The sequence below is a fragment of the Nonomuraea sp. NPDC005650 genome (assembly GCF_040605375.1).
In the GTDB taxonomy this organism is placed as follows: domain Bacteria; phylum Actinomycetota; class Actinomycetes; order Streptosporangiales; family Streptosporangiaceae; genus Nonomuraea.
The window spans coordinates 65,758-85,166 of the sequence record NZ_JBEXCR010000021.1; the positions used below are offsets into that span (position 1 = coordinate 65,758).

General features: G+C 72.5%; 15 protein-coding genes. 10 read left to right on the top strand and 5 right to left on the bottom strand.

What is annotated here, in order from left to right:
* Window positions 1-50 precede the first annotated feature (50 nt).
* From pgi to ABZS69_RS33445, 5 genes are read left to right on the top strand one after another with little or no spacing between them, the layout of a single operon-like run.
* Window positions 51-1,682, top strand: a complete 1,632-nt coding sequence (pgi, locus tag ABZS69_RS33425; RefSeq protein ID WP_355379342.1) for a glucose-6-phosphate isomerase — start codon at window positions 51-53, stop codon at window positions 1,680-1,682.
* Window position 1,683: 1 nt separating this feature from the next.
* Window positions 1,684-3,087, top strand: coding sequence for a glucose-6-phosphate dehydrogenase (zwf, locus tag ABZS69_RS33430; RefSeq protein ID WP_355379343.1), 1,404 nt, complete (start codon window positions 1,684-1,686; stop codon window positions 3,085-3,087).
* A 53-nt stretch (window positions 3,088-3,140) separates the two neighbouring features.
* Window positions 3,141-3,494 carry a spore germination protein GerW family protein gene (locus tag ABZS69_RS33435; RefSeq protein WP_355379344.1) on the top strand — a complete coding sequence of 118 codons (354 nt, stop codon included), beginning with the start codon at window positions 3,141-3,143 and terminating at the stop codon, window positions 3,492-3,494.
* Between the two features lies 1 nt (window position 3,495).
* Window positions 3,496-4,032 carry a hypothetical protein gene (locus ABZS69_RS33440; RefSeq protein WP_355379345.1) on the top strand — a complete coding sequence of 179 codons (537 nt, stop codon included), beginning with the start codon at window positions 3,496-3,498 and terminating at the stop codon, window positions 4,030-4,032.
* Window positions 4,029-4,664 carry a LysE family translocator gene (locus ABZS69_RS33445; RefSeq protein WP_355379347.1) on the top strand — a complete coding sequence of 212 codons (636 nt, stop codon included), beginning with the start codon at window positions 4,029-4,031 and terminating at the stop codon, window positions 4,662-4,664. The genes ABZS69_RS33440 and ABZS69_RS33445 overlap by 4 nt, the downstream gene beginning before the upstream one ends.
* Before the next feature lie 141 nt (window positions 4,665-4,805).
* Here ABZS69_RS33445 and ABZS69_RS33450 read toward each other — a convergent pair whose 3' ends face one another.
* The 4 genes from ABZS69_RS33450 to ABZS69_RS33465 all read right to left on the bottom strand — a co-directional run bounded on the left by ABZS69_RS33450 (window position 4,806) and on the right by ABZS69_RS33465 (window position 9,331).
* Entirely contained in the window at window positions 4,806-6,026 is a 1,221-nt protein-coding gene (locus ABZS69_RS33450) for an MFS transporter (protein ID WP_355379348.1), read from the bottom strand.
* Between the two features lie 117 nt (window positions 6,027-6,143).
* Complete coding sequence (locus tag ABZS69_RS33455; protein WP_355379349.1) at window positions 6,144-7,049, bottom strand: carbohydrate ABC transporter permease; 906 nt, start codon at window positions 7,047-7,049, stop codon at window positions 6,144-6,146.
* Window positions 7,046-8,032 carry a sugar ABC transporter permease gene (locus ABZS69_RS33460; RefSeq protein ID WP_355379350.1) on the bottom strand — a complete coding sequence of 329 codons (987 nt, stop codon included), beginning with the start codon at window positions 8,030-8,032 and terminating at the stop codon, window positions 7,046-7,048. The genes ABZS69_RS33455 and ABZS69_RS33460 overlap by 4 nt, the downstream gene beginning before the upstream one ends.
* A gap of 3 nt (window positions 8,033-8,035) precedes the next feature.
* Window positions 8,036-9,331, bottom strand: coding sequence for an extracellular solute-binding protein (locus tag ABZS69_RS33465; RefSeq protein WP_355379351.1), 1,296 nt, complete (start codon window positions 9,329-9,331; stop codon window positions 8,036-8,038).
* A 266-nt stretch (window positions 9,332-9,597) separates the two neighbouring features.
* On the opposite strand from ABZS69_RS33465, the gene pulA reads away from it, so the two are divergent.
* The 5 genes from pulA (at window position 9,598) to ABZS69_RS33490 (ending at window position 18,283) form a co-directional block, all read left to right on the top strand.
* Entirely contained in the window at window positions 9,598-12,111 is a 2,514-nt protein-coding gene (pulA, locus tag ABZS69_RS33470) for a pullulanase-type alpha-1,6-glucosidase (protein ID WP_355379352.1), read from the top strand.
* Between the two features lie 192 nt (window positions 12,112-12,303).
* Window positions 12,304-12,885: a hypothetical protein gene (locus tag ABZS69_RS33475; RefSeq protein ID WP_355379353.1), complete on the top strand. Its 582-nt coding sequence runs from the start codon at window positions 12,304-12,306 to the stop codon at window positions 12,883-12,885.
* 141 nt (window positions 12,886-13,026) lie between these two features.
* Entirely contained in the window at window positions 13,027-13,749 is a 723-nt protein-coding gene (locus tag ABZS69_RS33480) for a VIT1/CCC1 transporter family protein (RefSeq protein ID WP_355379354.1), read from the top strand.
* 70 nt (window positions 13,750-13,819) lie between these two features.
* Window positions 13,820-16,057, top strand: a complete 2,238-nt coding sequence (locus tag ABZS69_RS33485; RefSeq protein WP_355379355.1) for a hypothetical protein — start codon at window positions 13,820-13,822, stop codon at window positions 16,055-16,057.
* A gap of 48 nt (window positions 16,058-16,105) precedes the next feature.
* Window positions 16,106-18,283 (top strand): hypothetical protein, encoded by a 2,178-nt coding sequence (locus ABZS69_RS33490; RefSeq protein ID WP_355379356.1) that lies wholly within the window; start codon window positions 16,106-16,108, stop codon window positions 18,281-18,283.
* Here the strand turns inward: ABZS69_RS33490 and ABZS69_RS33495 are convergent.
* Window positions 18,203-19,393 carry a cytochrome P450 gene (locus tag ABZS69_RS33495; protein WP_355379357.1) on the bottom strand — a complete coding sequence of 397 codons (1,191 nt, stop codon included), beginning with the start codon at window positions 19,391-19,393 and terminating at the stop codon, window positions 18,203-18,205. The two genes, ABZS69_RS33490 and ABZS69_RS33495, sit on opposite strands and share 81 nt — an antisense overlap.
* Between the last annotated feature and the right edge of the window lie 16 nt (window positions 19,394-19,409).

A 19,409-nucleotide genomic window follows, 5' to 3' on the forward strand; every position in this document is an offset into this window, starting at 1 on the left:
AATGGGTTACGGCACGATGGTGATCGGGTTTGGCGACACGAGGAGGAAGCGTGAACGGCGACATCACTCAGAGCCAGGAGTGGGCGGCTCTCGGCAAGCACCATGAGGAGCTGGCGGGCAGGCACCTGCGCGAGCTGTTCGCGCAGGACCCGGGCCGGGCCGGGCGCATGACCGTGACCGCCGGCGACCTGTTCCTCGACTACGCCAAGCACCGCGCCACCGGCGAGACGATCGACCTGCTGGTGGCCCTGGCCGAGCGGGCGGGGCTGCGCGAGCGGATCTCCGCCATGTTCGGCGGCGAGCACATCAACGTCAGCGAGGACCGCGCCGTCCTGCACGTCGCGCTCCGCCTGCCGCGCGAGGCCGAGCTGGTCGTGGACGGGCAGGACGTGGTCGCCGACGTGCACGCGGTGCTCGGCGAGATGGGCGCCTTCGCCGACCGGGTCAGGTCCAAGGAGTGGAAGGGCGCCACCGGCAAGCCGATCGAGACCGTGGTCAACGTCGGCATCGGCGGCTCCGACCTCGGCCCCGCCATGGCCTACGAGGCGCTGCGCGACTACGCCGACGCGGGCGTGCGGGCCAGGTTCGTCTCCAACATCGACCCGGCCGACATCACCGGCAACCTCGCCGACCTCGACCCCGCGACCACGCTGTTCGTGGTCAGCTCCAAGACCTTCACCACGCTCGAGACGCTCACCAACGCCCGCGTCGCCCGCCGCTGGCTGGTCGAGGCGCTGGGCGAGGACGCGGTGTCCAAGCACTTCGTGGCCGTCTCCACCAACGCCGCCAAGGTCGCCGAGTTCGGCATCGACACCGACAACATGTTCGGCTTCTGGGACTGGGTCGGCGGGCGCTACTCCTACGACGGCGCCATCGGCCTCTCCCTGATGATCGCGATCGGGCCCGAGCGCTTCCGCGAGATGCTGGCCGGCTTCCACGCCGTCGACGAGCACTTCCGCACCGCCCCGTTCGAGGCCAACATGCCGGTGCTGATGGGCCTGCTCGGCATCTGGTACGACGACTTCTTCGGCGCCGAGACCCGCGCCGTGCTGCCCTACAGCCAGCGGCTGCACCGCTTCCCCGCCTACCTGCAGCAGCTCACGATGGAGTCCAACGGCAAGTCCGTGCGCGCCGACGGCACCCCCGTCCCGGCCGCGACCGGCGAGATCTTCTGGGGCGAGCCGGGCACCAACGGGCAGCACGCCTTCTACCAGCTCCTCCACCAGGGCACCCGGCTCGTGCCCGCCGACTTCATCGGCTTCGCCGAGCCGTTCGAGGACCGCGAGGGCATGCACGACCAGCTCACCGCCAACCTCTTCGCCCAGACCTCGGCGCTGGCGTTCGGCAAGACGGCCGAGGAGATCGCCGCCGAGGGCACGCCGCCCGAGGTCGTGCCGCACAAGGTGATGCCCGGCAACCGGCCCACCTCCACGATCCTCGCGCCCAAGCTGACCCCCTCGACCCTGGGCCAGCTCGTCGCGCTCTACGAGCACATCGTGTTCGTCGAGGGCACGATCTGGGGGATCGACTCCTTCGACCAGTGGGGCGTCGAGCTGGGCAAGAAGATGGCGCTCGACCTGGCGCCCGCGCTCACCTCCGAGGAGCCGCCCGCCGCGCTGCCCGACGCCTCCACCGAACAGCTCGTCCGGAAATACCGCGAGCTGCGCGGAAGGCGGGTCTGACATGCGTCACGCGTCCGGGACCGAGCACGGGCGGGGCGCCGAGAAGGCCGGGGCGCTCGTGCTGTTCGGCGTCACCGGCGACCTCGCGCGCAAGATGATCCTGCCCGCGCTCTACCGCCTGACCGCCGACAGCCGGCTCGACCTGCCCGTCATCGGCGTGGCCAAGACCGACCTCGACCTCGACGGGCTGCGTGAGCACGCCCGCGAGGCCGTCGGCGGCGTGCGCGACGCGGCCTTCGACAAGCTCGCCGGAAACCTGCGGCTGGTCGCGGGCGACTACCGCGACCCCGAGACGTTCGCCAGGCTCCGCGAGGAGGTGGCCGGCAAGGGCTTCGTCGTCCACTACCTCGCGGTGCCGCCCTCGCTGTTCGCCACGGTCGCCGAAGGGCTGGCCGGGGCCGGGCTCAACCACGACGCCCGGCTCGTGGTGGAAAAGCCGTTCGGCCACGACCTCACCTCGGCCCGCGAGCTCAACGAGGAGCTGTTCAAGCACTTCGACGAGGACCACGTGCGGCGCGTCGACCACTTCCTGGCCAAGGAGCCGGTCGAGGACCTCATGGTGTTCCGGTTCGCCAACACGCTGCTGGAGCCCATCTGGAACCGCAACCACATCCGCAGCGTCCAGATCACCATGGCCGAGGACTTCGACGTGCGCGACCGCGGCGCCTTCTACGACGCCAACGGCACGGTCCGCGACGTGGTGCAGAATCACCTGCTGCAACTGCTGGCCATCCTCGCCATGGACCCGCCGCCGTCCACCGACGCCCGCGCCCAGCTCGACGAGAAGTGGCGGGTGCTGCGCGCCGTGCAGGCCATCGACCCCGCCGACGTCGTACGCGGCCAATACTCCGGCTACCTCGACACCGACGGCGTGCGCCCCGGCTCCACCACCGAGACGTTCGTCGCCCTGCGCGCCTACATCGACAACTGGCGCTGGGCCGGCGTGCCGTGGTGCGTCCGCTCCGGCAAGGCGCTGCCGACCACCGACCTGGAGGTCGTCGCCGAGCTGCGCAGGCCGCCGGTGACGATGTTCCGCGGCGGCGACGCGCCGCCCGGCCCCAACCTCATCAGGTTCCGGCTCCAGCCGGACGCCGGGGTCACCTTCGACCTGCTGGCCAAGGAGCCGGGCAGGCAGCACACCAGGCCGGTGCCGGTCAGCGTCGACTTCACCAAGGTGCTCGGGCCGATGGAGGCCGCCTACGAGCGCGTCCTGGCCGACGCCGTCAGCGGCGACCCGCGGCGCTTCGCCAGGTTCGACCTGGTGGAGGAGTCGTGGCGGATCGTCCAGCGGGTGCTCGACCTGCCGGAGCGGCCGCTGCCGTACGAGCAGGGGTCCTGGGGGCCGGCGCCGGCCGCGAAGATCGCGCCGGGCGGCTGGCACGAGATCTCGACGACGTTCGACTGACGCATACCGGACGCCGGTGTTCAGCCGGGCGATCCGTGGTGAACGATAGTGGGATGGACATCATGAAGGTGGTGGAGCAGGCGACCGACGCCGCGACCGTCAAGCGCGTCTTCGGCGAGCCCGTCCGGCAGGGCGACGTCGTCGTCATCCCCGTCGCCCGGGTCGCCCAAGGGGGCGGCGGCGGGGAGGGCCGGGGCAAAGGGGAGAAGGGCGAGGAGGGCAGGGGCGGCGGCATCGGCGTCGGCTTCGGCGCCACGCCCGCGGGGGTGTTCGTGCTGAAGGACGGTGAGGTCAGCTGGCGGCCCGCCGTCGACGTCAACCGCATCGTGATCGGTGGCCAGATCGTGCTGATCGTGGTGGCGCTGACCCTCCGCTCCATCCTCAAGAAGCGGCGGCGCGGGCGCTGACGTGCTGGTCGACCTGCTCGACGCGGACCTGCCCACCCGAGACTTCCTGATCCCGGGGGCCAACCTGCCGGTGCGCCAGACCCGGCTGGACGGCCTGTCCTCACTCGTCCGCTTCCCGCCCGGCTGGGCCCGGCCCGAGCGCGGGCACTACCTGGCGGGGGAGGAGTTCGTGGTGCTGGAGGGCGAGCTGCGCCTCTCCGGCATCACGTACGAGGCCGGCCGGCACGGCTGGCTGCCCGCCGGGACGCTGCGCCACTCCGGCGCCGCGCCCGTCGGCGCGCTGGTGTTCACGGCCTTCGCCGGTGAGGACAGCTGGGTGAGCAGCGACCTGGACGAGCCGGACGGCCCGAGCCTGCGCACGCCGCTGGAGACCGTCGTCATCCCCGAGGGCGGCCTGCGGCTCACCCCGCACTCCGCCCTCCTCGACACGCCCGTCGCCCTCGGCGGCCCCGCCGAGATGATCACGGTGCCGACCTGGACGTGGGAGCGGTCGACCCTGATCCCCGAGGGCCGGGTGCTCGTAAGGTGGACGCCATGACCTCTATGTCGCAGTTCGTGGCCTTCGGGGGAGTCGTGCTGCTCGGGGCGATGTCGCCCGGTCCCGACTTCGCGGTGGTCGTCCGCCGCTCCGCCGGGTCCGGGCGCCTGCACGGCATGGCGGCCGCGACGGGCATCGCCGTGGGCGTGTTCGTGTGGGTGGTCGCCGCGGCCACCGGCATCGCCGCGCTGCTGGCGGCCTCGGCCACGGCCTTCACCGTGGTGAAGGTGGTCGGGGCGGCGTACCTGCTCTACCTCGGGGCCAAGGCGCTGCGCGCCGCCCTGCGCACGGGCGGCGCGCCGAAGCTGGACCTGCCCGGCCCGGGGCGGCGCGGCGGCTGGGCCGCGTTCGCGGAGGGGCTGCTGACCAACGTGCTCAATCCGAAGGCGGCGCTGTTCTTCGTGGCCCTGGTGCCGCAGTTCGTCGGCGCGGGGGCCTCGATCGGGGACACGCTGCTGCTGTCGGTGATCGCGCTGGCGGGGACGGTCGCGTGGTTCCTGGTGGTGGCCAACGTGGTGAGCACGCTGCGCCGGCTGTTCGCCCGGCCGGTCGTGCGCCGGGTCGTGGACGGCCTCACCGGCACCGCCCTCGTCGCCCTCGGCGTCAGGCTGGCCGCGGCCACCCGCCCGTAGCCCACCATCCGCCCGACACCGCCGCGGCGGGCCGCTCCCCCCGACCCGGGAAGCCCGCAACGCACGGTGGTCCGGCACTCCCGATCCGGTGGTCTGTGGCGTGGGGTGGTCAGGCGGTCCCGACCTGGCGGTGTGCGGCGTCTAGTGGTCCGGTACGCCCGAGCCGGTGGTGTGTGGTGTGCGGTGGTCCGGTACGCCCGATTCGGCGGTCTGGGGCTTGCGGCGGTTCGGGAGGGCCGAGCCCGCTGCCAGGACGGCGAGGCCGGCGAGGGTGACCCCGGCGCCGACCCAGAGCGGTGAGACGAACCCGAAGCCCGCCCCGAGGGCCAGCCCGCTCAGCCAGGCGCCCAGCGCGTTGCCGACGTTGAAGGCCGCGATGTTGGCGCCGGAGGCCATCGTGGGCGCGTCCTGGGCGTACCGCATGATCCGCAGCTGCAGTCCGGGCGCGGTGGCCAGGCCGACCGCGCCCATCAGCAGCAGCGAGACGACCGTCATGACCTTGCTCTGCGCGGTCAGCGCGAACACCGCGAGCACGGCGGTGAGCAGCGCCAGGATCGCGATCAGCGAAGCGTTCAGTGCCCGGTCGGCGAACTTGCCGCCGAGGAAGTTGCCCGCGAACGTGCCAGCCCCGAACAGCACCAGCAGCCAGGGCACCGTGGCGGAGGCGAACCCGCTGACCTCGGTGAGCGTGAACGCGATGTAGGTGAACGCGCCGAACATGCCGCCGAAGGCGAGCACGGTGACCGCGGCGGACACCCACACCTGCGGCCGGCGGAACGCGGCCAGCTCGCCGCGCAGGCTCGTCCCGGCCGGCGCCGGCGTCGGCGGCACCAGCACCCGGATCCCGGCCAGCGCGACCACGCCGATGATCGTGATCGCCCAGAACGTCGAGCGCCAGCCGAGCTGCTGCCCGAGCAGCGTGCCCAGGGGGACCCCGAGCACGTTGGCCGCGGTCAGCCCGGCGAACATCAGCGAGATGGCGCCGGCCCGCCGGTCCGGCGCGACCATGTCGGCGGCGACCACCGAGCCGACGCCGAAGAACGCGCCGTGGCACAGCGCCGCGACGACCCGGCCCGTCATCAGCACCGAGTAGACCGGCGCGATCGCGGAGATCAGGTTGCCCGCGATGAACAGCACCATCAGCGCCAGCAGCACCTTCTTGCGGTCGAACCGGGCGATCGCCGCGGTCAGCGCGACGGCCCCGGCCGCCACGCTCAGCGCGTAACCCGAGACCAGATATCCGGCGACCGGCTCGCTGACGCCGAAGTCCGCCGCGACCTGCGGCAGCAGTCCGATGATCCCGAACTCGGTGAGCCCGATGCCGAAGCCTCCGAGTGCCAGGGCGAGAAGCCCTACAGGCATGTCCAAACCCTCCATTGCATTGCGTCCGCGTTTATACGGCGCCTGCAATCATTGCCCGCCGCCCAGACGGCCCGCGAGTGGCCGGTGAGCCACTATGCGAAAGATTCAGGCCAGGATTCAGGACTTCGTGGCGCCGGCCGTGAGACCGGTGATGAGGTGGCGCTGGACCAGGAGGAAGACGACGCCCGCGGGGATGGCGATGAGCACGGCCGAGGCGGTCATCAGCCCCCAGTCGGACCAGTGCTGGCCGACGAACTGCTGCAGCCCGACGCCCAGGGTGCGCTTGTCCTCCTGCGACATGAACACCGTGGCGTAGCCGACCTCGCCCCAGGCGGTCATGAAGCAGTAGAACGCGGTCACCGCGATCCCGGGCCGCGCCAGCGGCAGCACCACGCGCCAGAACGTGCCGAACGGGGTCAGCCCGTCCACCATCGCGGCCTGGTCGATCTCCACCGGGACGGTGTCGAAATAGCTCTTCATCATCCAGGCGCAGAACGGCACCGAGATCGTCATGTACGCGATCACCAGCCCGGGGATCTGGTTGAGCAGGCCCAGCCCGGCCATCAGGTTGTAGAGCGGCACGATGAGGATGGCGACCGGGAACATCTGGGTGATCAGCAGCAGCCACATCACGGAGCGGTGCCCGGGGAAGCGGAACCGGCTGACCGCGTACCCGGTGGTCGCCGCCAGGAACACCCCGGCCAGCATGGTCAGGCCGGCGGTGAGCACGCTGTTGAGCAGCCACTGCGGGAACTCGGTCGCGGTCAGCACGCGGACGTAGTTGTCGAACGAGGAGTGGTCGAAGAGCCGCAGCTCCGCCGAGAGCCAGCTGTCGCGCGGCTTGAGCGAGGTCAGCACCAGCCACACGACGGGGAAGAGGGAGACGGCCACGGCGAGCAGCAGCCCCGCGTGCAGGCCGATCGAGGCCAGCGGGCCGCGCTCCCCGCGCCCGCGCCCCGCCGTACGCACGTGCGAGCTCCCGCGCCCCGCCGTACGCACAGGCGGGCTCCCAGTCTTACTCACCAGGGATCTCCTTGACTGCGCAACGTGCGGCGGTAGCCGATCGCCAGCACCACCAGCATGAGGAGGATGATCACGCCCCACGCGGCCGAGCCCGCGTAGTTCCGCACGCCGGTGAAGGCCTCGCGGAAGGCGTAGGTGACCAGGATCTCGGTCTCGCTGCCGGGCCCGCCCCGCGTCACCAGGAAGATGATCGGGAACATGTTGAACGTCCAGATCGTGCCGAGCAGGACCACCGTGGACGACACCTGGCGCAGCCCGGGCAGCGTGATCGCCCTGAACCGCTGCCACGGGCTCGCCCCGTCCACCTCGGCCGCCTCGTACAGCTCGGCCGGGATCGACTGCAGGCCGCCGAGCATGGCGACCATCATGAACGGCACCCCGATCCACACGTTCACCGCGATGACCGCGATCTTGGCCGTGGTCGGGTCGTCCAGCCAGCCGACCCCGGACAGCCCGGCCGCCTTCAGGAAGCCGTTGATCACGCCGTAGTCGCTGTTGTACAGGTAGCGCCAGATGAAGGCGGCCACGAAGGCGGGCACCGCCCAGGGCAGGATCAGCAGCACGCGGTAGACGGAGCGGAAGCGGAGCCTGCGGTTGAGCATCACGGCCAGGCCGAGGCCGATGCCGTAGTGCAGGGCCACGCAGACCACCGTCCACACGACGGTCCAGACCAGCTTGTCCCAGAACAGGCTGGAGGTCAGGATCTGCAGATAGTTGTCCAGACCGACGAACTCGTAGGTGGCCGGGATGACGTTCACCCCGATGGTCCGGCCGATGTTCGCCTCGGTGGCGTCGGTCAGCGACAGGTACACCCCGCGCGCCAGCGGCCAGCCGATCAGCACCGCCATCACGACGACCACCGGCGCGATCATCGCCCACGCGTACCAGTGGGCCGACAGCGCGCGCCGCAACCGCCCAGGTCTGTCGTGGCGGCCGCGAGCCCCCTCACCCGCGGCCACCACCCGTCCGGTCGAGACCGCCACCGGTCAGCTCCAGTCCTTCATGATCCCGCGGTACTGCTCGTCGACCTTCTTGAGCACGTCGGCGGGCGCGGCCTTGCCGCCGACCAGCGACTGGTAGCCCTCCAGCAGCGGCTGGAACAGCTGCCCGCCCTCGGGGATCCACGGCCGCGGCACGGCGGTGTCCATGATCGGCTTGAAGACCACGACGTCGGAGTTGCCCTGCACGTCGGGGTTGGCGTACGCGGAGGTACGGGTCGGCAGCAGGCTGATCTCCTTGGCGATCTTCGCCTGGGCCTCCACCGTGGTCATGAAGCGGACGAACTCGTAGGCCGCCGGGATGTTCTTGGAGCCCGCGTAGATGGCCAGGTTCCAGCCGCCCGTGGGCGCGCCGGCCTTGACCGAGCCGGCCGGGACCGGCGCGATGCCCAGGTTCTTCTTGTCCTTGAACTCCTTGCCCTGGTAGATCTCCGACAGCGACCACGGCCCGTTGTAGATCATCGCCGCCTTGCCCTCCTTGAGGGCGGTCATCGCGTTGGCGTAGCTCTCCGTCGTGGCGGGCTTGGGCGCGGCGCCCGAGCTGATCAGGTCGGCCACGGTCTGGATCGCCCGCACGTTCGCCGGCGAGTTCACCACGATCTTCTTGCCGGCCACGTCCAGGAGGTCGCCGCCCTCGCCGTAGATGAACGGCAGCAGGAAGTAGGAGTCGACGTTGAGCGCCAGCCCCTCGGCGCCGGTCTTGGCCTTGACGTCGAGCGCGGTCTGCTTCAGCTCGGCGATCGTCTTCGGCGCCTCGTCGTGCCCGGCCTCCTTCAGCAGCCGCCTGTTGTAGAGCAGCGCGAGGGTGTCGGTGACCTGCGGCACCGCGTACGTCTTGCCGTTGTACTCGGTGCTGCTCAGCGGTCCCGGCAGGAAGTCGGCCTCGTCGTCCACCGCCCGCGTGCCGTCCAGCGGCTGCAGATAGCCCAGCGACGCGAACTGCGAGGTCCAGGCCACCTCCGAGCGGATCACGTCCGGCGCTCCCGCCCCCGCCTGCGCGGCGGTCTGGAACTGCCCCTGCGCCTGGTCGGAGGGCACGTTCACGTATTTGACCTTGACCTGCGGGTACTTCGCCTCGAACTCCTTGATCAACGCCTGGAACGTCGGCCCCTCGCTGTCCGGCCGGGTCGTGTCCCACCACGTGATCTCGCCGCTGACCTTCGAGGGGTCGGAGACGGCCGCGGTGGGGCTCGTCGCGTTCCCACCGCCGTTCCCACCGCCGCAGGCGGAGACCGCCAGAGCCAGTGCCGCAACGACGGCCGCGGCGGGTAAGAGTCGTCGCATGTCCTTCTCCTCACGAGCTCGAGGGGGGTGGAACACGCCGGACGTTACGCCGACGTGAGGCTCCTTGAAAGATGGGTACGTAAGGTTTCTGCAAGTTGTTACCTTGATCCACGGATGCGAAGACTGGCCGCCAACCCCCGTGTTCCCCGGCGTTTCCGCAGGCGGTCCCCTATGGTGGACCCTTGATCACCGCGTGGCCGCCGCCCTTGCGGCCGGGAGGCGGTTCTGGCGGTTTCAGAAATTTCCAGAAAGGGTTGCAAAGCGTCGTGATCCTCGAGGGCGGGGCGAGGGCCCACTGGATCGACCGCGAGACGGTCGCGTGGCAGGTCGACCCGTCGCTCGACCACTCCCTGGCCTGCGGCGGCGAGGACGGCCCGAGGGTCGTGCGGCTGTCGCCCGGCACGCTGAGCGAGGAGCAGCGGAACGCGTGGCCGCACCTGGCGTCGTACACCGCGCTGAAGGTGGACCCGCGCGACGCCGGCCTCGTCCGCGAGGCGCTGCGCGGCCGGGTCGTGGCCGTGGCACGGGACGGCTCGGGCGAGCTCGTGGCGGAGACGGGCGTGCAGATCCCCGGCGTGCTCGACGACCTCTACGCCGGGGCGGCCACCGCCCCGCTCGGGCCCTCCGGGCGGAGGATCCCGAGGCTGTCGCTGTGGGCGCCGACCGCCGTGAAGGTCGAGCTTGCCCTCTACAGTCCAGGCCGGACCGTGTACCCGATGCGGCGCGACGACGAGACCGGCGTCTGGTCGGTACGCGGGCGGCCGGCGTGGTGGGGCCGCGAGTACACGTTCCTGGTCACGCACCACTCGGGGACGAGCGAGGTCACGGACCCGTACGGACCGGCCGTGACCCCGGACGGCGGGCATAGCAGCCTCGTCGACCTCGACAGCCCCGCGCTCAAGCCGCCCGGCTGGGACCGGCTCGTCAAGCCCCCGGCGGTCCCCCAGCACCGGGCGACGATCTACGAGCTGCACGTGCGCGACTTCTCGGCCTCCGACGCGACCGTCCCCGCCGGGCTGCGCGGCACGTACGCGGCCTTCGGCCTCGACTCCGCCGGGATGCGCGCGCTGCGGGCGCTGGCCGAGGACGGGCTGACGCACGTGCACCTGCTGCCGGTGTTCGACTTCGCCACGGTGCCCGAGCGCGGGGCCGACCGGACCGAGCCGGACTGCGACTTCGCCACGCTGCCGCCCGACTCGGAGCGGCAGCAGGAGTGCGTGGCGCACACGGCCGCGAGCGACTCCTTCAACTGGGGCTACGACCCGCTGCACTACACGGTGCCCGAGGGCTCGTACGCGACCGACCCCGACGAGCGGATCAAGGAGTTCCGCGCCATGGTCGCCGCGCTCAACGGCGCCGGGCTGCGCGTGGTGATGGACGTGGTCTACAACCACACCCACTCCACCGGCGTGCTCGACCCGATCGTGCCCGGCTACTACCACCGCCTCCTTGAGGACGGCACGGTCGCCGACTCCACCTGCTGCCCCAACACCGCGCCCGAACACACGATGATGGGCCGGCTGGTGATCGACTCGGTCGTCACGTGGGCGCGCCAGTACAAGATCGACGGTTTCCGCTTCGACCTCATGGGCCACCACCCGAAGGCCAACCTCCTCGCCGTCCGCCGTGCCCTCGACGAGCTGACCGTGGCCGTGGACGGCGTGGACGGCAGGTCGATCATCCTGTACGGCGAGGGCTGGAACTTCGGCGAGGTGGCCGACGGCGCCAGGTTCGAGCAGGCCACGCAGGCCAACCTGGCCGGCACCGGCATCGGCACGTTCAACGACCGGCTGCGGGACGCGGTGCGCGGCGGCAGCACCTTCGACGCCGACCCGCGCGCGCAGGGGTTCGGCTCGGGCCTGGCGGGCGCCCCGAACGGCTCCCCGGCCAACGGCACGGCCGAGCAGCAGCGGGCCCGGCTCGCCGGCTACACGGACCTGATCAAGCTCGGGCTGGCCGGGAACCTGCGCGATTACGTGCTGCCCTCCGGGAAGACGGGCGCGGAGATCGACTACAACGGCGCGCCCGCCGGGTACGCGGCCGAGCCCGGCGAGAGCGTGACGTACGTGGACGCGCACGACAACGAGACCCTGTTCGACGCGCTGGCGTACAAGCTGCCGCAGCCGACGCCGATGGCCGACCGGGTGCGCATGCAGGTGCTGTCGCTGGCCACCGTGCTGCTGGCGCAGGGGGCGGCGTTCGTGCACGCGGGCAGCGAGCGGCTGCGCTCGAAGTCCCTCGACCGCAACTCCTACGACTCCGGCGACTGGTTCAACCGGCTGCTGTGGGACTGCTCGCAGGGCAACGGGTTCGGCGGCGGGCTGCCGCCCAGGGCCGACAACGAGGCCAGGTGGCCCTACGCCGGGCCGCTGCTGGCCGACCCGGCCCTGGTCCCCGGCTGCGGGGAGATCGGCGACTGCCGGGCCAGGTTCGGGGAGCTGCTGCGGATCCGGGCGTCGTCGCCGGCGTTCGCGCTGGGGTCGGAGGTGCGCGAGCGGCTGACGTTCGCCGACTCGGCGGACGGCGTGATCGCGATGCACGTGGACACGTCCGGGCTGGATCCGCGCTGGTCGTCGGTCACCGTCGTGTTCAACGCCACCCCGTCCACGCAGGCCCAGCCGATGGAGCGGCTGGCGGGGCTGGCAATGGCGCTGCACCCCGTGCAGGCCGCCTCCGGCGATCCGGTGGTCCGGGAGTCCGTCTTCGCCCCGGATACCGGCACGCTCACGGTCCCGGCCCGCACGGTGGCGGTGTTCGTCGGCAAAACCGGCACCGGATAGAGGTGGGACAGCTCGGGTAGGGGGAACATTTAGGACCAAGAACGTACATCACTGGCGTTGGCGGTCGTGACAGCGCAGACTGAAGAGACGGCGATCGCGTGGAGCAGTGGAGCACCCGTGGACAATCACCTTGATCACATGCCGGTCCTGTCCCGCGGCAGACATCGCAATCCGAAACGCGGTGCCTGTTTCATGGAACTGGCCTCCTACCTGGCCGGAGAGCGGTGGAGCGACCACCCGGCCTGCACCCACCCGTTGCTGGCCGCACTCGCCCGCCTGGTCAACGACAACACCAGCGACGAAAGCCGCGCCCAGCTCGTCCACCTCGTCCCGTCCATCATCGGCCTGGCCAGCGACGACCTGAGGGTGGACGCCCGGATCGCGCTGCGCTGCGCCACGATGGCCCTGCCGGTGGCGGCGGCCGAGCGCCAGCTCGCGCTGGCGGTTTCGGTGCTCGCGGCCGAGGAGATGCTCGCCAGGCTCGAAGGCGGCCCGTCCGGGCAGCTCAGCGAGCAGAGCCGCCGGGCGATGGAGGAGGTGCCGCACGCGGCCGAGCAGGCCCGGCGCTTCAGCCGCGCGGCCAGGATCACGGAGAAGGGCTTCCGCCGGTACGCGGCGCCGAACGCGGTCCAGCTGTCGGTCGTGGGCATCGTCCAGGCCTGCATCACCGACCCGGACGCGCTGCTGCGCCGCCTGCTGGAAGAGTCGATCGACGACTGCGCCGCCCTCATCCGCACTACGGAGCAGACCGCTCCGGCACCGGCCCACGCCTGACCGGTTTCCCGGCGGCGCCCGGGCGGTGGACGCCGCCCGGATCGGGCTTCTTCGCAGGTCAGGGAAGCCTCTCCTTCGTTGCGGATCTTGAGGACTTGTGTCTACATTCCTACTGAAATATTGGGAATGGAGGGCACTTTCGTGACTATTGAGCTGACTCACCCTTATGTCCCGGAGAAGCACCACAGTCACCGCGACGTCACCGGTGGGTGGTTGCGTCCCGCCGTCTTCGGAGCGATGGACGGGCTGGTGTCCAATCTCGCGCTGATCGCCGGAGTCGTGGGCGCGGCCGGGGCCGGGCGCGGCGCGGTGGTGGCCGGGGTCGCGGGGCTGATCGCGGGCGCCTGCTCCATGGCGGCCGGTGAGTACACCTCGGTCAAGTCCCAGACGGAGCTGATGCGCGCGGAGATCGCCGTCGAGCGGCGGGAGCTGGCCCGCAATCCCGAGGGCGAGCAGGCGGAGCTGGCGGCGATGTACCGGGCGAAGGGGCTCGACGAGGACCTCGCGCGGCGGGTGGCCGAGGGGCTTTCGGCCGATCCCGAGCAGGCCCTGCGGGTGCACGTCCGGGAGGAGCTGGGCGTCGACCCCGACGACCTGCCCTCGCCGTACGTGGCCGCCGCGTCGTCCTTCTGCGCGTTCGCGGCCGGGGCGCTGGTGCCGCTGGTGCCGTTCCTGTTCGGGGCGTCCGGGCTGGTCGTCGCCATGGTGGTGAGCGTGCTGGCGCTGTTCGGGTTCGGGGCGGCCGTGGCGCGCATGACCGCGCGGCCGTGGTGGCTGGGCGGGGTGCGCCAGCTCGCGCTGGGCATGGGCGCCGCCGCCGTCACGTTCGGGCTCGGGCATCTTCTGGGCGTCACCGTCTCGTAAGACTCCCGCCCGGAATGTGTGCCAATCTGGTTACTGTACGTGATGAACCTTGTGGCGGGATCATGGCGGCATGGACGGATTCCTCGACGAGACCCGCTCGGGTGTGACCGAGCTACGCGTCCACGGCGTCTCCGGCACACCCCCCGAAGGCATGCTGAACCACCCCCACCCCTGGCTCGTCGCCGGCGACGGCACCACCGGGTTCTACCGGCGCTGGTGGACCGAGGGGCGGCCGGACGGCGAGCACGCGGACGTGCCGGAGGCCAGCCACCGGGAGGCCTACGCCTGGGGCGGCCTCACCTCCGGCGGCAGGACGATCGCGCTGTGGCTGCTCCTGCTGCCGTTCGCGCTGGCGAACCTGTCGTACTTCATGCTCCCCAGGCCCCGGCGCGGCACGGGGCTGCGGCACGTGACCGAGGCCGCGCAGCGGCTGTTCGCCCTGCTGCTGACCGGGACCCTCGTCGGGGCCGTCACCCGGGCCAGTGTGGACCTCGTCGGCTGGCAGTGCACCGCGGCCGGGCGGGCCTGCACCTACGACACCGCGCCCGTGTGGGTGCACTGGCTGGGCGCGCTGTGGGGGAACGAGCCGTCCAAGCGGCTGGCGGTCACCGCGCTGATCCCGCTGCTGGTCGTCGTGCTGCTGTGGTGGATCGCCCGGCGCACCTGGCAGCGCGACGAGCGCACGCCCGTGCCGCCCGACGGCGGGCCCGGCGCCGATCTGCCGCTGGCCCAGCCGCGGCTGTGGCACGGCGAGGCGCCGGTGTGGCGGCTGCGGGTCGTGCACGTCTGCTTCGCGATCGCCTCGGTCGGCGTGGCCGTGTCCGCGCCGTTCGCGGGCACCACGCTCGGGCTCGCCCTGACCGTGGCGAACGCGGGCCTGCAACTGGCCGCCGTGGTGCTCGTCGCGCTGCCGTGGATCGCCCGGCGGCTGGACCCCGGCTCGGACGAGACGATCCCGGGGTGGCTCACGTTCGCGTGCCGGGCGCTGCGCGTGCTCGCGCCGCTGGTGTGCCTGGCCACGCTCGGGGCCGCGCTGGCCGGGATGGAGCCGGGCCCGCCCGCGCGGCAGCTTCCCGGTGTGGGGGTGGGGACGTTCCAGTTCGCGCTCACGGTCGGGATCGGCGTGTTCATCCTGGTCGCCACCTGCGTGCTGGCCTGGATGGACCGCGGTTCCGGCGAGCCGCGGGCGATGGGCGGGATCGCCGCGTGGTTCGTGTTGATGGTGGCCGCGGGCAGCGCGAACGTGCTGGCGCTCGGCCTGCTGTTCTGGACCGCCACGTTCTTCGGCGTCCCCGGCACCTCCGCCTCCCCCGAGCCGCTCGACAGGAAGCTCTTCCTCGACGACCCGGTGTGGTGGACGGCCGCGCTGGTGCCGCTGCTGGCCGTCGGCTTCGTGGCCCTCGCGATCGTCCTGTACGCGATCCGCGGCACCGACGCCCGCCGGCTGACCCCCGAGCTGACGCCCCTCTACGGCGAGCGCGACGGCGGCGCGGTGGCCGGGGAATGGGCGCTCGCCGCGCTGACCGACCGCGCCGGCCTCGTGCTGGCCGTGCTGACCGGGATCGGCGTCGCCGGGTTCGCCGCGGCCACCGTGATCTACCAGTTCCACCTGTTCACCCCGGGCGGCGGGATCGTGGGCCTGCTCGCCACGCTCGGGAGCTGGGCCATGACGGCGGTCGTCGTCGGCCTGGTCTTCCTCGGCCGCCGCACGTACGACGACGCCGGCCTGCGCCGGACGATCGGGATCCTCTGGGACATCTCCACCTTCTGGCCCCGGGCCATCCACCCGCTGGCCCCGCCCTGCTACACCGAACGCGTCATCCCCGAGCTGATCGACCGCGTGGGCCGGCTGTCCAGGACCGAGCGGGACGAGGTGGTCCTGTCCGGGCACAGCCAGGGGAGCGTCATCACCGCCGCCCTCGTGCTGCAGCTCGGGCCCGAGGCGCGGGCCCGGGTCAGGATGATCACCCACGGCTCGCCGTTACGCCGCCTGTACTCCGCCTTCTTCCCCGCCTACTTCGGCTCCGGCGGGCTGACGGCCGTACGGGAGGCCGTCCCCTGGTACAACCTCTACCGGCTGAGCGACCCCATCGGCGGGCCCGTCTTCGGCCGCGTCGACCCCTTGGCCCCCGCCTCCGGCACCCCGAACGGCGTGGACCGGTTCTGCTGGGACCCGCCCCGCCCCGTCCCCGGCGAGCCGCTGCCCCAGGCGCGCTGGCACTCGGACTACTGGCTCGACCCGGAGTACGACGAGGCGCTGAGCCGGTTGATCGTCGGAAGGCCCTCGCCCGAGCTCCCGGCCCGGTAGGGTTTCGGGCGTTTCCCAACAAGAGCGGGGGTTGGCTCGGTGAGATGGGTGCTGTTGCTCCTGGTGTCGTCCGCCCTGTGGTGGACGGCCTCGCCCGCCCAGGCGGCGGCGCAGGCGGCGCGGGAGGACGCCGGCGGGCGGGTGGCGTTCATCGGGGTGCCGGGGCTGATGTGGAGCGATCTCGACCCGGCCGACACGCCCCGGATGTGGCGGCTGGCCGGGCAGAGCGGGATCGGGTCCCTGTCGGTCAAGGCCGTGGGCACCGTGACCTGCGCGTACGACGGGTGGCTGACCGTGGCCTCCGGCGTGCGCTCGGCGGTCGGGCGCCGGTGCGGGATGCCGCCGGAGCCGGTCGTCCAGGGGCAGGGGGCCGTGGTCTCCGAGGTCGCCGGGCTGCTGCAACTGCGTGACGGGACGTACGCGGGCACGCTGGGGAACGCCGTGCACGCCGCCGGGCAGTGCACGGCCGCCGTCGGGCCGGGCGCGGCGCTGGCCCTGGCCGACCGGGAGGGCAAGGTCGACCTGTACGCCGCCGAGCCCGCGGGGCTGGCCGACTGGAGCCGCTGCCGGATGCTGGCCGTGGACGTCGACGTGCTGGTGAAGCCGTACATCGTGGAGGGCAAGCTGCCGCTGGAGCCCGAGCTGCTCGCGCCGGAGCGGCGGCGCGCCCTGGTCCGCGAGGCCGACGCCAAGGTCGGCGCGGCGCTGGACAAGCTGCCCCCGGACACCGAGATCGTGCTGGCCGGGATCGGCGACCACGGCTCGGTGCCGCACCTGCGCGTGGCGATGTGGCATCGCCCGGGCATGGCGGCCGCGCCCGGCGGCCAGGTCGCCGGGCCGTCGGTGGGGGCCAACTCCACCAGGCGCGCGGACATCGTCGTGCTGCCCGACCTCACGCCCACGCTGCTGAACGCGCTGGGCATCGCCGCGCCCTCCACCGTGATCGGGCTGCAGTGGCAGCTCGGCGAGCGCACCACGATCGACGACCTGCGCAGGGCCGACCTCAAGGGCACCGCCGTACGCGGCACGACCGGCGTCTTCTTCACCGGCTTCGCCATCCTCCAGGTCGCCTTCTACGCCCTGGCCTACTTCCTGCTGTCCAGGCGCAGGCGGCTGGGCGCGGTGGGCGTGGCCGCCATCGTGCTCGCCGCCGTCCCCGTCTCCACGTACGCGGTCAACCTGGTGCCGTGGGAGCGCAGCCCGTACCCCGTGGCGACGCTGATCGGCGGGGTGCTGGTGAGCACGGCGATCATCGCGGCCGTCGCGCTCGGCGGCCCGTGGCGGCGCGACCCGCTGGGCCCGCCCGCGGCCGTCGCGGCCACCACCGCCGCCGTGCTCGTGGGCGACCTGCTGACCGGGACGACGCTGCAGTTCAACAGCCTGATGGGCTACACCGCCGTGGTCGGCGGGCGCTACTACGGGCTGGCGAACATCCCGTTCGCGCTGCTGGCCACGGCCGTGCTGATGGCCACCGCCGTGGCCGCGGAGCACCTCGTCCGCCTCGGCCGCAAGCGGCTGGCCGTGGCCGGGGTGACGGGGCTCGGCGTGGCGGCGATGCTGCTGGCGGGCTGGCCCGGCGTCGGCAGCGACTTCGGCGGCGTGATCGCGTTCGTGCCGGGCATCGCGGTGACCGCGCTGCTCGTCGCGGGCAAGCGGGTGTCGGTGCTGAAGCTGGGCGCGTTCTGCGTGCTCGGCGGGGTGGCGGTGTCGATCATCGCGGTGCTCGACCACCTGCGCCCGCCCGCCTCGCAGACCCACCTGGGGCGGTTCGTGGGGCAGGTGATCGACGGGACGTTCCTGCCCATGATCGGGCGCAAGCTGGGCGCCATGCTGAACACCATGCTCTCCCCGAACCTCATGCCGATCGTGCTGGCCGGCCTGGCGTTCCTGATCTTCGCCGTGCTGCGGCCCGGGCAGATCAGCGCGGGCATCGTGCCGAAGGCGTTCGCGCGGGCGCCCATGCTGCGGGCCGGGCTCGTCGGCGCGCTGGTCAGCGGCGTGGTCGGCATGCTGGTCAACGACTCGGGCACGGCCGTGCTGTCCATGGCGGTCGCGCTGGCCGTGCCGCTGGTGCTGCACGCGGGCGTGCGCTCGGCGGAGGAGCCGGACTCTCCGGCCTCACCGGCTTCGGCGGGGGAGCCGGGCTCACCAGGCGAGGTGAAGCTCCTCGGGGGCCCGGTGGATGAGCGTGGCCGCCATGACGACGTCCTCGCCGGCGAGACGTAGGCCCGGCAGCTCGCGTACGAGCAGCTCAAGGGTGACCTTGAGCTGCTCGCGGGCCAGCAGCGCCCCCGGGCAGCCGTGCACCCCATGCCCGAACGACAGGTGCCGCACCGGCTCCCGCGCGATGTCGAACTCGTCCGGCCGCTCGAACACCGCCTCGTCGCGCCCCGCCGAGCCGAACGACACGAACACCGTCTCGCCCTCGCCCAGCGCGGTCCCCGCCAGCTCCAGCGGCCTGGTGACGGTGCGGCGGAAGCCCTGCACGGGCGCCTCGTACCTGGCCGCCTCCTCGATCGCCGCCCCCGCCAGCTCCGGCCGCTCGCACAGCAGCTCCCACTGGCCGCGCTCGCGCAGCAGGCGGTGCACGACGGTGCCGAGCAGCGCGGTCGTGGTCAGGTGGCCGGCCAGCATGACGTTCTGCGTGTTGGCCACGATCTCGTCGCGCTGCTCCGGCGTCGGCTCGCCGGGGCCCGGGGCCAGGCCGCGCGACAGCTCGCCGGTCAGGCTCTCCGCCGTCCGCGACCGGGCCGCGTGCGCGTCGAACAGGTGCCGCAGCGCGGCCACCTCACGGGCCGCGGCGACCTGCTCGTCCTCCGGCATCGGCGTGAACAGCAGGTCCTCGGCCCGGTTGCCGGCCCGGATCGCGGCGGGCACGTCGGCCGGGTCGAGGCCGAGCAGGTGCCCGATCACCGCGGCCGGGAGCGGCCTGGCGTAGCCGGACATCCACTCCACGCGGCCCGCCTTCGCGAACGACGCGACCAGCTCCTCCGCCGTCTCCCGCACGAACGGCAGCGCCGCCGCCACCTTGGCCGGGGACAGTCCGCGGGTGAGCGGCCGGCGGTAGCGCGCGTGCGCCTCGCCGTCCGTGCTCAGCACCACCGGGGCGGTGCCTGGCGCGCCCGCCAGCTCCGCGAACGCCCGCGGGCCCGGGAGCACGTCGGGCCGCAGCGCGCCCTTGGAGGAGAAGTCGTCCGGGCGCCCCAGCACCTCGCGCGCGTCGGCGTGCCGGGCCACCAGCCAGGCGTCCAGCTCCTCGACGAAGGTCAGCCCAGGGGCGGCGCGGGCCCTGGCGTAGACGGGATACAGGTCGCGGTAGAGCGCCTCTCGATCCACGCGTACCATCCTGCAA